Annotated in this window: 11 protein-coding genes; 2 read left to right on the forward strand and 9 right to left on the reverse strand. The window is 71.4% G+C overall.

Annotation, left to right across the window (positions count from 1 at the left end):
- Nucleotides 1-77 precede the first annotated feature (77 nt).
- The 3 genes from HUT18_RS08490 to HUT18_RS08500 all read right to left on the reverse strand — a co-directional run bounded on the left by HUT18_RS08490 (nt 78) and on the right by HUT18_RS08500 (nt 2842).
- Nucleotides 78-1958 carry a LytR C-terminal domain-containing protein gene (locus tag HUT18_RS08490; RefSeq protein ID WP_176099220.1) on the reverse strand — a complete coding sequence of 627 codons (1881 nt, stop codon included), beginning with the start codon at nt 1956-1958 and terminating at the stop codon, nt 78-80.
- A 22-nt stretch (nt 1959-1980) separates the two neighbouring features.
- Nucleotides 1981-2616 (reverse strand): nicotinate-nucleotide adenylyltransferase, encoded by a 636-nt coding sequence (nadD, locus tag HUT18_RS08495; protein ID WP_176099222.1) that lies wholly within the window; start codon nt 2614-2616, stop codon nt 1981-1983.
- Between the two features lie 61 nt (nt 2617-2677).
- Complete coding sequence (locus HUT18_RS08500) at nt 2678-2842, reverse strand: hypothetical protein (RefSeq protein ID WP_176099223.1); 165 nt, start codon at nt 2840-2842, stop codon at nt 2678-2680.
- A gap of 355 nt (nt 2843-3197) precedes the next feature.
- Between HUT18_RS08500 and HUT18_RS08505 the strand changes: the two genes are divergently transcribed.
- On the forward strand, nt 3198-4319 hold the full coding sequence (locus tag HUT18_RS08505; RefSeq protein WP_176099225.1) for a M48 family metallopeptidase: 1122 nt from the start codon (nt 3198-3200) through the stop codon (nt 4317-4319).
- Here HUT18_RS08505 and HUT18_RS08510 read toward each other — a convergent pair.
- The 5 genes from HUT18_RS08510 to proB all read right to left on the reverse strand — a co-directional run bounded on the left by HUT18_RS08510 (nt 4316) and on the right by proB (nt 9404).
- The gene (locus tag HUT18_RS08510) at nt 4316-5461 is read right to left on the reverse strand and encodes a hypothetical protein (protein ID WP_254878484.1); all 1146 of its coding nucleotides are present in this window, start codon (nt 5459-5461) and stop codon (nt 4316-4318) included. The genes HUT18_RS08505 and HUT18_RS08510 overlap by 4 nt on opposite strands.
- 124 nt (nt 5462-5585) lie before the next feature.
- Complete coding sequence (locus HUT18_RS08515; RefSeq protein WP_176099227.1) at nt 5586-6149, reverse strand: hypothetical protein; 564 nt, start codon at nt 6147-6149, stop codon at nt 5586-5588.
- 43 nt (nt 6150-6192) lie between these two features.
- A complete protein-coding gene (locus HUT18_RS08520) occupies nt 6193-7479 on the reverse strand; it encodes a glutamate-5-semialdehyde dehydrogenase (protein WP_176104370.1) in 1287 nt (428 codons plus the stop codon).
- 160 nt (nt 7480-7639) lie between these two features.
- Complete coding sequence (locus HUT18_RS08525; protein ID WP_176104371.1) at nt 7640-8095, reverse strand: hypothetical protein; 456 nt, start codon at nt 8093-8095, stop codon at nt 7640-7642.
- Nucleotides 8096-8276: 181 nt separating this feature from the next.
- A complete protein-coding gene (proB, locus tag HUT18_RS08530; RefSeq protein WP_176099228.1) occupies nt 8277-9404 on the reverse strand; it encodes a glutamate 5-kinase in 1128 nt (375 codons plus the stop codon).
- Between the two features lie 314 nt (nt 9405-9718).
- On the opposite strand from proB, the gene HUT18_RS08535 reads away from it, so the two are divergent.
- Complete coding sequence (locus HUT18_RS08535; protein WP_254878485.1) at nt 9719-11812, forward strand: hypothetical protein; 2094 nt, start codon at nt 9719-9721, stop codon at nt 11810-11812.
- A gap of 258 nt (nt 11813-12070) precedes the next feature.
- Here HUT18_RS08535 and HUT18_RS08540 read toward each other — a convergent pair whose 3' ends face one another.
- The gene (locus HUT18_RS08540) at nt 12071-13963 is read right to left on the reverse strand and encodes an alpha-L-fucosidase (protein WP_176099230.1); all 1893 of its coding nucleotides are present in this window, start codon (nt 13961-13963) and stop codon (nt 12071-12073) included.
- Between the last annotated feature and the right edge of the window lie 47 nt (nt 13964-14010).

The following is a 14010-nucleotide window of genomic DNA, read 5'->3' on the forward strand; positions in this document are numbered from 1 at the left end:
ACAACGCCCGGGCCGCGCCGCTGCCGGTACCCGCCCGTGATGGTCCCGTGCCCGCCGGGCGGCGGGCACGGGGGTGGTCAGTCGCTCTTCGGCGGTGTGTAGTCGCCGCCGAGGACCACCAGGACGTCCGCGTTCGCCGGGACCTCGCCCTTGCGTACGGACCTGCCGGGCAGGCCGAGCGTCTTGGCGACCTCGGCCGCCTCCTGCTTGTGGGCCTCGTTGGCGTACAGGACCTGCGAGGTGCTGCCCGCGTCGGGACCGCGTCCGCCGCCGACGAAGGTGTAGCCGCCGTTGACCAGGCTGACCCGGGCGCTGTCGATGTCGCCGCGGCCGTCGCCGTCGCTGTCCTCGTCCCCGCCGCGGACGCCGACCCGCAGCGCCTCGCCCTTCTCGGGGGCGCTGACCTTGCCGCCGAGGACCTGTTTGACCACCGAGTCGGTGGTCTGCCGGGAGAGGGTGCCGTCGCGTTCGACGGGCAGCAGCTGGGTGCGGTAGTCGCCGCTCTTGGCGCGCTCGGCGAGCTTGGCGAGGAAGGCGCCGAGTTCGCGTTCGGGCAGCGAGGGGTCGAGGATCTGCGCCAGGGACTGCACGGTGACGGTGGCGCCCTGGGTGTCCGAGGACAGCTTGCGCAGTACGGCCTGCATGACCTGGCCGAAGCGGGTGAGCTGGGCGGTCTCCTTCTCGCCGGGCGCGCTGTAGGTGGCGTAGGCGACGGCCATCGGGCCGCTCAGGGTCTGGGCCTCGCCCTTGTGCACCAGCGGGTCGTCGCCCTTCTTGGCCTTCTCGGCGGGCACGTCGACGTCGGTGTCGACCTCGATGTCGCCGACCAGTTCCACGAGGTTGTTCAGGTACGGGGTGTCCAGCCGCCAGGTGCCCTCGATGCGGGTGCCGAGCAGGCTGTCCACGGCCTCGCTGGTTCCGCTCGAACCGTCCTCGTCCACCGACTTGGCCAGCGTGGTGGCGCTGCCGTCCTCACCGGAGACGGACAGCGAGTTGGGCAGCAGTACGGTGCTGCCGCGGCCGGTGGTGGTGTTGTTGACCAGGAGCGCCGTCGAGGTGCCGCGCTTCTTGGTGTTGTGCAGGTGGACCACGATCATGTCGCGGTTCTGCGGGCCCGCCGCGGCGGTCTCCTCACTGTCCTTGTCGGCGGACAGCCCCGGGATCTTCCCCGCGTACCAGAGGTAGCCGCTGCCGCCGAGGAGGGCGAGGACGAGGACGCATATCAGGGCGACCCTGCGGTTGCGGCCCCGGCGCTTGGCCTCCTCGCGCCGCTCGGTGCGGCTCTCGGTGAACTTCAGCCAGTCGATGACGTCTTCGGACTCCTCGTCAGGGTCCTCGACGAAGGCGAACTGTTCCGTGCGGTACTCCCCCGCACCCTCCTCGGGGCCGCGCCGCGACTGCCCCGGCACCTTCGGCTCCCGCTCGTCCGCCCTGACGCCGGGCCCCGCCGGGTCCACGGGCTCCTGCCGCCCGGTGTCCGCGAGTTCGGCGTACGGGTCGTGGGCGGGCACCGCCGCCTGGGTTCCCGTGTCGTGGCCGTACGGGTCGTGCGCGGGCACCGTCGGCTGGGTGCCGGTGCTCTGGGCGTACGGGTCGTAGCCGTAGCCCTGGGCGGACTGGTCGTAGGACTGCTGGTCGTAGGACCGCTGGTCGTAGGACTGCTGACCGCTGCCGTAGGGCTGCCGGCCGTACGGCTGGTCGCCCGCGTAGGACTGGGGCTCCTGGTGCGGCGGCTGGGCGCCGTAGGGCTGCTGCTGTCCGTACTGCTGTTGCCCGTACTGCTGTTGTTGTCCGTAGTGCTGCGGGGGCTGCTGCTGGTACGGGGGCTGTGGGGAGTGGCCCTGGGCGGGCGGGGACGGGGGCAGGCGGCGGTAGACCGGGCCGCCCGACTCGTCGTAGCCGACGAGTTCGTAGCGGTCGTCCGCCTGGCCGTCGTATCCGTCGTATCCGTCGTTCACGGTGCCCCTCCGGTCGCCTCGGCTACCTCGGCCGGTCGCCGCGGTACAGCGCCCGCTTGTCGATGTAACGCACCACGCCGTCCGGCACCAGATACCAGACCGGGTCCCCGGCCGCGACCCTCGCACGGCAGTCCGTCGAGGAGATGGCCAGCGCGGGAACCTCCACCAGGGAGACGCCGCCGTCGGGGAAACCGGGGTCGGCGAGGGCGTGGCCGGGTCGGGTGACCCCGATGAAGTGGGCCAGGGAGAAGAGTTCCTCGGCGTTCTTCCAGGTCAGGATCTGCGCGAGCGCGTCCGCCCCGGTGATGAAGAACAGGTCGGTGTCGGGGTTGAGTTGCCTCAGTTCCCGCAGGGTGTCGGTGGTGTAGGTGGTGCCGCCGCGGTCGATGTCGATACGGCTCACCGAGAACTGCGGGTTCTCGGCGGTGGCGATGACCGTCATCAGATAGCGGTCCTCGGCCGGGGAGACCTCTTTGTGGGTCTTCTGCCAGGGCTCCCCGGTCGGTACGAACACCACCTCGTCGAGGTGGAACTGGGAGGCGACCTCGCTGGCCGCCACCAGGTGCCCGTGGTGGATCGGGTCGAAGGTGCCGCCCATGACGCCGAGACGGCGCTTGGCCGTACTCGCCGGGCCGGTCGGCCTGTCCTGTGCTCCCATGCGTTCAGACACTACCGGCCCGGCCGCGGCGAGCTGTGGCCAAGGGTGGCCCGGGCCCGGATCAGCGGTCCCGGTTGAAGAGGGTGGTGATCCACAGGAGCAGGAGGAGGGCGCCGAGAGCGCCGAAGCCGGTGAGGTAGGGGTTGAGGCTGTCGTGGTTGCCGCCGTGCTTGCCGCCCTCGGAGGCGAGGGTGGCCAACTGGGCGGCGGTGCTGTGGAGGCTCATCTTCGGCAGGACCTATCCGGATGCGGGGGCGGGCGGGAATACGAACTGGCCACATCGTAAGCGGGGCTGTGCCCGGGGGACACGCCGACTCGGTTCTTCGGCACCCCGCGGGCGGCCGTCGCCGGTTACGCCCCGGTTCGGCACCCCTCGCGGGCGGCCACCCGCACGGTCGGCGCCGACTTCCCGAAGTTGTCCACAGGAACCCTGGCACCCGGCTCGTGCGTCTTAAGGTGGGGCGGCATCGAGGTCCCGGCACCCGTCGCACCGGTCGGCCGGGGCGGGACGACCGCTCGACCGGCGGCGTCGCACACCGCTTTGTTCACGTTGTTTCACTTCCGGACACCCTGGGGGATTCATGGCCGACGGCTTCGAGAAGGTACCGAGCAGGCAGCGCAGGCGCTTCCCCGACATCTCCTCACGGGCGTACGAGCACCCGGCCGACCGCTCCGCGCTGGTCGCCCTGCGCAAACTGAGCGGTTTCGACACGGCGTTCAAGGCACTGAGCGGACTGCTGCCCGAGCGAAGCCTGCGGCTGCTGTTCCTCTCCGACTCGGTGCGGGTGTCCGACGCCCAGTTCGCCCACCTCAACGACATGCTGCGGGACGCCTGTTACATCCTGGACGTCAAAAAGGTCCCGCCGATGTACGTCACGCAGAACCCGGTGCCCAACGCGATGTGCATCGGGCTCGACGAGCCGATCATCGTCCTCAACACGGGCCTGGTGGAACTCCTCGACGAGGAGGAGATGCGCACCGTCATCGGCCACGAGGTCGGGCACGCCCTGTCGGGCCACTCCGTGTACCGCACGGTGCTGCTGTTCCTGACCAACCTCGCCGTCAAGGTGTCCTGGATCCCGCTGGGCAGCGTCGCGATCTACGCCATCGTCACCGCGCTGCGCGAGTGGTTCCGCAAGTCGGAGCTGTCGGCCGACCGGGCGGGGCTGCTGGTCGGACAGGACCTGAGGGCGTCGATGCGTGCCCTGATGAAACTCGCGGGCGGCAACCACCTGCACGAGATGAACGTCGACGCCTTCCTGGCCCAGGCCGAGGAGTACGAACAGGGCGGCGACCTGCGCGACTCCGTACTGAAGATTCTCAATGTGCTGCCGCGTTCGCACCCGTTCACCACGGTGCGGGCCGCCGAGCTGAAGCGGTGGGCCGAGTCCCGCGACTACCAGCGGATCATGGACGGGCACTACCCGAAGCGGCACGAGGACAAGGACACCTCGGTCTCCGACTCCTTCCGGGAGTCCGCCGCGCACTACGCCCAGGACATAAAGGGCTCCAAGGACCCGCTGATGAAGCTGGTCGCCGATCTCGCGGGTGGCGCGAGCGACCTGGGCGGCAAGGTGCGCGACAGGTTCACCGGGGGCGGCCGCGGGGGCACCGACGACCGTACGGGGTCCGGTTCGGAGGACCCCGAAAACCCCGAGAACCCCGAGAACCCCGAAAATCCTGACAACCGCCAGAACCCTTAAGAACCCTGGGAACTGCGACTCGTAGGCCCGTTCGCGGGTCCCGCGCTCGATCCGCCGCCGGAGGGCTCGCCCTTCGGCGCGGCGGGCGGCGAGGCCAGCGAGCCGCACAGGCCGGACGGTGAGGCGGTGGCGAAGGGATCGGTGCCCACGGCCGGTCCCGAGCCGCTCACCCGCCCGCCCGCGAGCACCGGGCTGAAGCCGCCCGCCCACTCCCGCGCGCAGTCCAGCGGGCCCGCCTGCAGCGCGGAGGACAGGACCTCGGCACGGCGGGCGCTCAGGTCCTGGCGGTCGAAGCGGAAGTGCAGTTCACGGTGGACGGTGAACAGCGAGAGCCGGGTACCGCCGGAGTTGCCCGCGGGCCGCACCGCGTAGGCGAAGGTGTGCTCCGAGGTGACCTCGACGGTGTCGGTGTCGATCTCGGCGGCGTGCAGGGTGCCGCGGACCCGGATCTCGGGGTCGGCCAGGCGGACGGTGCCGGAGTTGAGCCGTACCACCCAGCCGGTGGCGGCCTGCCACCCGTTGGGCAGCGGACGGAAGAAGCTCTCGTCGAACTGGCTGTACTGGCCCGGGTCGACCAGGTCGCGCACCGGCTGCACGGTGCCGCCGCCGACCACGTCGGGGTCCAGCGAGGACTCGACGAGGTAGTCCTTGGCTGTGGTGAGGGCGGCCATGATCTGTGCCGCGGAGAAGTGCGGGGTGCGTTTGGCGACGGGCAGCGGGATGCCGTCGGCGCCGATCCGGTAGTCCGCGGCGGGGCTCTTGGCGAACAGTTCGCGCACCGTGGCCGCGCCCTCCACCTTGCCCCGGGGGGCGAGCGGAACGACGGTCATCCGCATCCGGTCGGTGGGCCGCGACTCGGGCGGGGACTCGTAGGGGTGACGCACCCCCAGATAGACGGCCGTGGCGAAGGCGACCGCCAACAGCAGTACGAGCACCATCAGTTGACGTGTCAGCCCGCGCTGCAGTTTCGGGGTCCGCCGCACGGCCGGGGTGTGGTCGGCGATGCGTTCCTCGGCCGAGAACTCCTGCAGCCGGGCAGCACGGACGAACGACTCGTCGAAGACGACGGATCGGTACTCGTCCTCACCCCCGCCGGAGGCACCCGTGGGTGTTCCCTCCGGAGGGTCTCCAGGCCCGCGCATACCTTCAGGTTAGGTCCTGGCGCACTCGCCTAAACGCGGGGTTACGCGACAACTTGCGGCTGCTTTCGGTCTGGACGTCCCGGCCCGCACCGGCCGAGGTCCCGCCGGGCCCCCGCGGACGCTCTCACGGCCTGCCGGGCACGCCGCTCAGCTGGGCCTCGGGACGGCCGATTCCGGCGCCCGGCGCGGCGGGCATGCCCTTGTCGACCTCGCTGGACGTGGTGGGGCGCCCGGGTTCCTGACGGCTCGGTGAGGAGGCGCCCCGGGTCACGGCGGTGAAGGCGAGCGCGACCATGCCGACGCCCATCACCAGGGCCAGCATCCAGGCCACCGGGCGGTGCCAGCGGGCGTATCCGTGGCCGTAGTCCTCGTCCGGCTCGCCGTCGTAGAACTCGTCCAGGTCGGAGTGGTACCCGAACTCGCCGTCCGCGCCTTCGTGGTGGGGCCCGAAGTCCTCACCGGGGCCCGGGCGTCCGAAGAGGTGGCCCTCCGCTTCGGAGGCCTGGGCGCGCGCTTCCGCGGCGGCGAGCAGGCGCTCGACGGCGCTGGGTTCATGGACGGCGGCCGACCGGACGAAGTCCTCGTCGAAGACCACGGTCGCGAACTCCTCGTCCGCGCCCCCGTGGTCGTGACTGTCGTCGGGGTCCGGGCCGTCGTACGGCGGCGTGCCCCCCACGTCCTCCGGCACGCTGTCCAGAGTAGACCCGGGGGGCCGCTTTGTGCAGGGCGCCTCAGCCGCGGGTGTGACCGTCGCCGGTGACGATGTACTTGGTGCTCGTCAGCTCGGGCAGGCCCATGGGGCCGCGGGCGTGCAGCTTCTGGGTGGAGATGCCGATCTCGGCGCCGAAGCCGAACTGGCCGCCGTCGGTGAAGCGGGTGGAGGCGTTCACGGCCACCGTGGTGGAGTCGACCAGTTGGGTGAACCTGCGGGCCGCGCGCTGCGAAGTGGTGACGATGGCCTCGGTGTGCCCGGAGGACCACAGCCGGATGTGCTCGACGGCCTGCTCGAGCGAGTCGACGACGCCCGCGGCGATGTCGTACGAGAGGTACTCGGTCTCCCAGTCCTCCATGGTCGCCTCGACCACGGTGGCCTTGGTGTCCGCGGCGTGCGCGAGGACGCGCGGGTCGGCGTGGACGGTGACCCCGGCCTCGGCGAGGGCGTCCAGGGCACGCGGCAGGAAGGCGGCGGCGATGTCCTGGTGGACCAGGAGGGTCTCGGCGGCGTTGCAGACGCTGGGCCGCTGGGCCTTGGAGTTGACGAGGATCTCGACGGCCATGTCGAGGTCGGCCTCGGCGTCCACGTACACATGGCAGTTGCCGGTGCCGGTCTCGATGACGGGCACCGTCGACTCCTCGACCACGGTGCGGATCAGCGAGGCGCCGCCGCGCGGAATCAGGACGTCCACCAGGCCGCGGGCGCGCATGAGTTCGCGTACCGACTCACGGCTCTCGCCGGGCACGAGCTGCACGGAGTCGGCGGGCAGACCCGCGCCGCCGACGGCGTCGCGCAGGACGCGGACGAGGGCGGTGTTGGACTGGTAGGCGGAGGAAGAGCCGCGTAGCAGAACGGCGTTGCCCGACTTCAGGCAGAGCGCGGCGGCGTCGACGGTGACGTTGGGCCGGGCCTCGTAGATGATGCCGACGACTCCGAGCGGCACGCGCACCTGGCGCAGGTCGATGCCGTTGGGCAGGGTCGAGCCGCGCACCACCTCGCCGACCGGGTCGGGCAGCGCCACCACGTCGCGTACGTCGGAGGCGATCGCGCGTACGCGCTCGGGGGTGAGCGTGAGGCGGTCGACGATGGACTCGCTGGTGCCCGCCTCGCGGGCGGCGGCGATGTCCTTGGCGTTGGCCTCGACGATCTCACGGGTGCGGACCTCCAGGGCGTCCGCGACGGCAAGCAGCGCGTCGTCCTTGGCCGCCCGTGGCAGCGGCGCGATGTCGGCCGCGGCGGAGCGGGCGCGGTAGGCGGCCTCGACGACCGGCGTCATGTTGTCGTACGGCGAAACCGGGGGCAGCGAGCTCATGCACCGAGGGTAGGCGAAGCGGCCCGGTGACCGGCGGGCTTCCACGGGCTGAGACGGACCGGAGCAGGGGGCGCGCGGCGAGGCGTCCGCGCCATGACGCGCGCCGGACCAATCGGCCCGGACCGGTTCACAACGACCGCTGCGGGCCGGTTCAGAAGGGGTGGACGCCCACCGGTGAGGCGGGCAGCGGGCCGTGCCCCTCGGCCACCCGATGGTGATAGGTGTCACGGTCGATGACTTCGAGGCCCACGATCTCCCAGGGCGGGAGCTGCGCGGTCTGCCGGTGCTCGCCCCACAGGCGCAGGGCGACCGCGGCGGCGTCGTGCAGGTCCCTGGCCTCTTCCCAGTACCGGATCTCGGCATGGTCCCCGGCGTAGCGGCTGGTGAGCAGGAAGGGGTGGTCGTGGGCGAGCTGTTCCAGGGCGCGGCGGATCTCGTCGACGGGTCTGCTGGCGCCCGAGACGCTCAGCGTGACGTGCCACAGCCGGGGGCCGGGATCCTCCTCGCCGGTGCGCCGGTCACCCGTGGCGACGCTGGCGAGCTTGCGCTCTCTGACCGGTCCGCGGCCGCGTGCGGGGCCGGAACCGGACGGGGGGTGCGGGCGCACTCCTCTCACGGCGACCTCCCTCACGCAATGACCGTGCCGCGCGTTCCTGCAACAAAGTGGAGCAGGCGGGGCGCCTTCGCGGGAGCGTTTTCGCCAAGCTCCCTCAGCAAGGGGCAGGACGTTCCATCATGAGCGGTGCAAAAGCACCAGCCCCGCCGGAGGGCAGGGGCGGGGCAGGCGGTCAGTCGTGCAGCAGCACCAGGTCGTCGCGGTGTACGACCTCGCGTTCGTAGGCGGGGCCGAGCTCGCGGGCGAGATCGCGGGTCGAGCGGCCGATGAGCTGCGGGATCTCCCGGGCGTCGAAGCTGACCAGACCGCGGGCGACGGCCCGGCCCGCGGGATCGCGCAGTTCGACAGGGTCGCCCGCGGCGAAGTCGCCCTCCACCGCGGCGATGCCCGCCGGGAGCAGGGACTTGCGGCCCTCCACCACGGCGCGTACGGCGCCCTCGTCGAGCAGCAGCGCGCCCCGCGGGGTGGAGGCGTGCTGGAGCCAGAGCAGCCGGTCGGCGCTGCGGCGCCCGGTGGCGTGGAAGTACGTACCGGTGTCGCGCCCGGCGAGCGCGTCGGCGGCGTGCACCGCCGAGGTGAGCACGACGGGGATGCCCGCGGCGGCGGCGATCCGGGCGGCCTCGACCTTGGTGACCATGCCGCCGGTGCCCACACCCGCCTTGCCCGCACTGCCGATCTCGACACCGTCCAGGTCGGCGGGCGACTTCACCTCCGCGATCCGCGCGGAGGCGGGCAGCGCCGGGTCGCCGTCGTAGACCCCGTCGATGTCGGACAGGAGGACCAGCAGATCGGCACGGACCAGATGGGCGACCAGGGCGGCGAGGCGGTCGTTGTCGCCGAAGCGGATCTCGTCGGTGGCGACCGTGTCGTTCTCGTTGACGACCGGCAGCGCGCCCATCGCGAGCAGCTTGTCCAGGGTCCGCGAGGCGTTGCGGTGATGGGCCCGGCGGCTGGTGTCGTCCGTGGTGAGCAGCACCTGCCCGACGCGGACGCCGTAGCGCGCGAAGGAGGCGGTGTAGCGGGCGACCAGCAGGCCCTGTCCGACGCTGGCGGCGGCCTGCTGCCGGGCCAGGTCGCGGGGGCGGCGGCGCAGCCCGAGCGGGGCGAGGCCCGCGGCGATGGCACCGGAGGAGACCAGGACCATCTCCCGCTCGCCGCCGCTGCGCGTCTTGGCCAGGACGTCGACCAGCGCGTCCACCCGGTCGGCGTCGAGCCCGCCGGAGGCGGTCGTCAGCGACGACGAACCGACCTTGACGACCACCCGGTGGGCCCGGGCCACCAGCTCTCTCGCCCCTGACACGCGCCACTCCGTCTGCTCGGCCGGCGCACGCGCGCCAGGTCGTTCCCACTGCCACCGGCAATCTACGTGAGCGCGCGCGGCACGCGCCCGCCCGTTTCGAGGGGCGGACTCGGGAGCCGTCAGAGTTATCCACAGGCCCGTCGAGCCCTTTCCGCACCTTTGCGATGATTGGGATCTCGCAAGATTGCTAGCAGGCCAACAGAAGTCATACGGTCGGTTGTCCGTCTGCGACATCCGGGGACCCGCCGTCCCCGGGTGCGACGGGCACCCCCACATCTCCCCGCCCCCTCCGAACCCCCGCAGGAGCCCAGCCCGTGTCCCTTGCCGGACTCGCCCCCCGCCGCATCGTGCAGCTGTGCGCACTGCTGTCGATGTCCGTGCTCTTCCTCGTACAGCTCGCCGGTGCGCTGCTGCCGAACGCCGCGCTGCTCGCTGTCGGCACGGCGGGCGGCCTCGCGCTCGACACCTATCTCCGGTACAAGCAGCCCGGTCTCGTCTCGGTCCTCGCGAAGGTCCGGTTCGACATCACGGTGCGCCAGTTGCTGCGCGACAGCCTGGTGCTCCTCGGACTGCTGCGGCTCGACGAGGTGGGTACGGGCACGCAGGCGGTGCTCACGCTGCTGCTCCTGGGTGTGTACCTGCTGCACTTCGCCTGCCAGGCGGCCGCCGTTCTGGTCCGCCGCAGCCGGAGCCTGCCGATCGTCACCCGCAACATCGACGCCTCCGCACTGCGCCTGACCCAGGCCCCGCCGCGCATCCTGTCCCGCCGCCCCGGCCACCGGCTGCTCGCCTACTCCGCTCCGGCCACGGCGGGCCTCGTCCTGTCGGCGCTGTCCGGCAGGGCCCTCTGGGCCGCCGTCGGCATCGGCGTCTCGCTGGCCCTGATGGCGGGCGGTGTGGTGTTCCTCGCCACCTGGCTGCTGCCGAAGAAGCGTGCCGCGCGGGCGCAGGAGGTCACCAACTGGCTGGACAAGTGGCTCGCCGCCTACCAGCCGAACGTCGCCATGTACTTCTCCGGCGGTGCCTCCTCCGCCTACCAGGCGAACATGTGGCTCTCCACGCTCTCCCAGCTCGACCGGCCGCTGATCGTGCTGCGCGAGCGGTTCATGGTGCAGAAGATCGACGCCACCGATGTGCCCGTCATCTGCTTCCCCCGGGTGTCCACCCTGTTCTCCCTGGAGAGCTCCACGCTGCGGATGATGCTGCACCCCGCGAACTCCGGGAAGACCTCGCAGGTGCTGCGGATCCCCACCATCAAGCACGCCTTCATCAACCACGGCGAGAGCGACAAGCTCTCCTCCTGCAACCCGTACGCCAAGGCCTACGACGAGGTCTGGGTCGCCGGACCCGCCGCCCGTGACCGGTACGCGCTGGCCGACGTCGGTGTGGAGGACAAGGACGTCGTCGAGGTGGGCCGCCCGCAGCTGGCGCCCATCCGCCCGTACACGGGTCCGCCCACCGGGCCGTTCACCACGGTGCTGTACGCCCCCACCTGGGAGGGCTGGGACGGAAACCCGGGCAACACCTCGGTGGTGCTCGCGGGCGAGAGCATCGTGCGCGAGCTGCTCGCCGACGACTCGGTGCGCCTGCTCTACAAGCCGCACCCGATGACCGGCTCCGTCGACCCGCGCGCGGGCGCCGCCGACGAGCGCATCAAGGCGATGATCCGCGAGGCCAACACCCGGCGCACCGGCGAGCGCCCCGGCGCCGAAGCCGCGGCCGAACTGGCCCGCCGCACCGCCGAACTCGACGAACTCACCAGCTCCTCCTTCCGCAAGAGCGCCGACGAGATGGAGCGGATGCTGCTCCAGGGCGCCCCGGACGGCTCCCGCGAGGCGGCGATCCGCGAGGCGACCGCGGCCTGGGAGCGGGCCTACTGGGCGTCCTTCCCGGAGTGGGAGCACCAGATCGTCACCGGCCCCCGCCCGGCGATCTTCGCCTGCTTCAATGTCGCGGACCTGCTGATCAGCGATGTCTCCAGCGTGATCTCCGACTGGCTGAGCAGCGAGAAGCCGTACGCCGTCGCCAACACCTCGGGCCTGTCCGAGCGCGAGTTCCGCAGCACCTTCCCGACCGTCGGGGCGGCGGCGGTGCTCAGCGAGGACGCGCACGAACTCCCGGCCGTACTGCACTCGGTGCGGGTGCCCGCCGAGGATGTGCACGCCCAGGACCGCGCGGCACTCAAGGAGCGGCTGCTCGGCCCCTCGGACCCGCCGTCCATGGTGCGGTTCGCCGACGCGGTACGGGCCCTGTCCACCAAGGCCGACGAGCGCCGGGAACGTATGGCCGCCCGTACGGACGACGGCGGGGCGCGACCGCAGGGCGACCCCGAACTCGTCGACGAACCGGCCGAGTCGGACTCCGCCGCCCCCGACCAGGGCGACGCGGAGGACGCGGTCAACGCCTGAGCTACAGCCGTCGGGCGTCGACACCCGGGAGCAACTGTTGTCCCGCGAGATCGGCACATGAGTCCGCCCCGGTCGACTGACCGGGGCGGACGCATGTGCTGATGCGGGTTCGTTCCTGACGCGGGTTCGTTCCTGACGCGGACTCATCCTTGGTGCGGACCCACGCCTGGTCCGGGCCCACGCCTGCTACGGATTCATGCCTGGTACGGATTCACCCTGCCGCGGACTCACGCCTGTTGACGGTGCGGTGCCATGCCCTCAGGGCGTGTAGAGGCGGGTGGCCGGTACGACCTGCTGTGACTGGTGCGGGCTGGACCAGATCAGCTTCATGTGGGCCTCGCCGCCGCCCTCGGTGTGCTCGACCTTGATGGTGTGCTTCTGGCCCGCCTTGAGGGTGACCTTGCCCTGGTCGACGCGGGGTCCGTGCGGGGTGCCCGCGTCGATGACCAGCTTGCCGTCGATCCAGACCCGGGCCGTGTCGTCGGAGACCGTGGTCAGCGTGTACTCCTCGCTGTAGCGGGGCTCCAGACGGCCGGTCCAGCGGGTGCTGAAGTGGTCCGCGGGAATGGACGCGGCGGGTGAACCGTCAAAGCGGTAGGACTCGTTGACGGTGGCGTCGGTCGAGGTGACGGCGGGCGGACCGGAGAAGGTCTCGTTGGCGAAGCTCTCCGCCCTCAGGCCCGTGCCCTTGTCCTCACCGGCGGCGGGCGTGGGCTTCAGGCTCAGCTCGATGACGGAGGACGAGGCGTCCGGGGCGGACCCGCTCGGGGTGAGGTCGATGCCGTCACCGGAGGCCGTCACGCGGACCGCGTCTTCGCTGCCGAGCACCCGCGCCTTGGTGACCTCCAGCGGCGTACGGCCCGTCAGGTGCAGGGACTTGCCCGCCGCGGGCCACTCGTGGACGGCGGCGTACAGCTTGTCGCCCTTGCGGCTGACCGAACCCCAGGAGGGTTCGACGACCTGGTCCGCGGCCTCGCTCCCGTACACCGACTCGCCCTGGCCTGCCGAACGCAGCCAGTCCCCCATCGCCGCCAGCCGGTCGACCGAGGGCTGGGGGATCCGGCCGAGCCGGTCCGGGCCGATGTTCAGCAGGAAGTTGCCGCCGCGGCCCGCGATGTCGTTCAGGTGCCGGATCAGCGTGGTGGGCGACTTCCAGTTCTCGTCGTGCTTGGCATAGCCCCAGCTGTTGTTGATGGTCATGCAGGACTCCCAGAGCTGACCGGGCACGGTCTCGCCGGGGATCTCCTGCTCCGGGGTGCCGAAGTCGCCCTCGACGACGCCGCGTTTGCCGACCCGGTTGTTGATGACGAGATCCGGGTCGAGTCCGCGCAGATAGGTCTCCAGCTCCGCGCCGTCCCGGCGGGACCAGCGGTTGCGCGGGTTGTCGGCGTCCCACTCGCCGTCGAACCAGAACAGCGCCGGGTCGTAGCCCTCGACCAGTTCCTTGAGCTGGGCGTACATCCGCTTCTTGTACTGCGGGAAGGTCGCCGGGTCGGCGAAGTCGGGGTCGTGCCAGTCCCAGATCGAGTAGTAGAAGCCGAGCTTGATCCCGGCCGCGTCCGACTCGCGCTTCAGCTCGGCGAGGATGTCACGGTTCTTGTCGAAGGCGGAGTGGTCGCGCAGGTTCCACGTGTTCTGTTTGGTCGGCCACATCGCATAGCCGTCGTGGTGCTTGGTGGTGATGACGATGTAGCGCTGCCCCGCGGCCTTGGCCGCCTTGACGACCGCCTTGGCGTCGAACTGCGCCGGATTGAACCCGGCGGCCTGCTTCTCGTACGCGTCCTTCGGGATCGCGCACTGCCGCATGATCCACTCCGCGTTCCGGCAGACGCTGCCGTCGGGCCGGGTGTACTCGCCCTCCAGGTTCGAGTAGGCGCCGAAGTGGATGAACATCCCGAACTTGTCCTGGCGGTACCAGCTCGTCCGGGAGGAGGTGAACGGGTCGTCGGTGGCGTAATTGGTGCCGGGTCCGGTCGCAGGCGCCTCGGCCCGCGCGGCTGCCGAGGGTGCCGACACCGATGCCGGTGCGGCCTGGACTGCGGGGGCGACGGTCGCGAGCAGAGCGGCACCCAGGAGGGGCACAACCGCCTTGCGGAATCGGGGGGTTCTGCGTGTGCGGGGCTCGCGCACGTGCGGATCTCCGAGGGACATGGACGCTCCTGTCGGGGAGTTGGGGGCTCGTCGAACAGCGGGCCGGC

Source organism: Streptomyces sp. NA04227, assembly GCF_013364195.1.
Taxonomy (GTDB): domain Bacteria; phylum Actinomycetota; class Actinomycetes; order Streptomycetales; family Streptomycetaceae; genus Streptomyces.

Bases quoted from the DNA above. Each gene is read 5' to 3' on its own strand.
- HUT18_RS08510 (WP_254878484.1), bottom strand. From the start codon at position 5,461: ATGCGCGGGCCTGGAGACCCTCCGGAGGGAACACCCACGGGTGCCTCC.
- HUT18_RS08505 (WP_176099225.1), top strand. From the start codon at position 3,198: ATGGCCGACGGCTTCGAGAAGGTACCGAGCAGGCAGCGCAGGCGCTTC.
- HUT18_RS08500 (WP_176099223.1), bottom strand. From the start codon at position 2,842: ATGAGCCTCCACAGCACCGCCGCCCAGTTGGCCACCCTCGCCTCCGAG.
- nadD (WP_176099222.1), bottom strand. From the start codon at position 2,616: ATGGGAGCACAGGACAGGCCGACCGGCCCGGCGAGTACGGCCAAGCGC.
- HUT18_RS08540 (WP_176099230.1), bottom strand. From the start codon at position 13,963: ATGTCCCTCGGAGATCCGCACGTGCGCGAGCCCCGCACACGCAGAACC.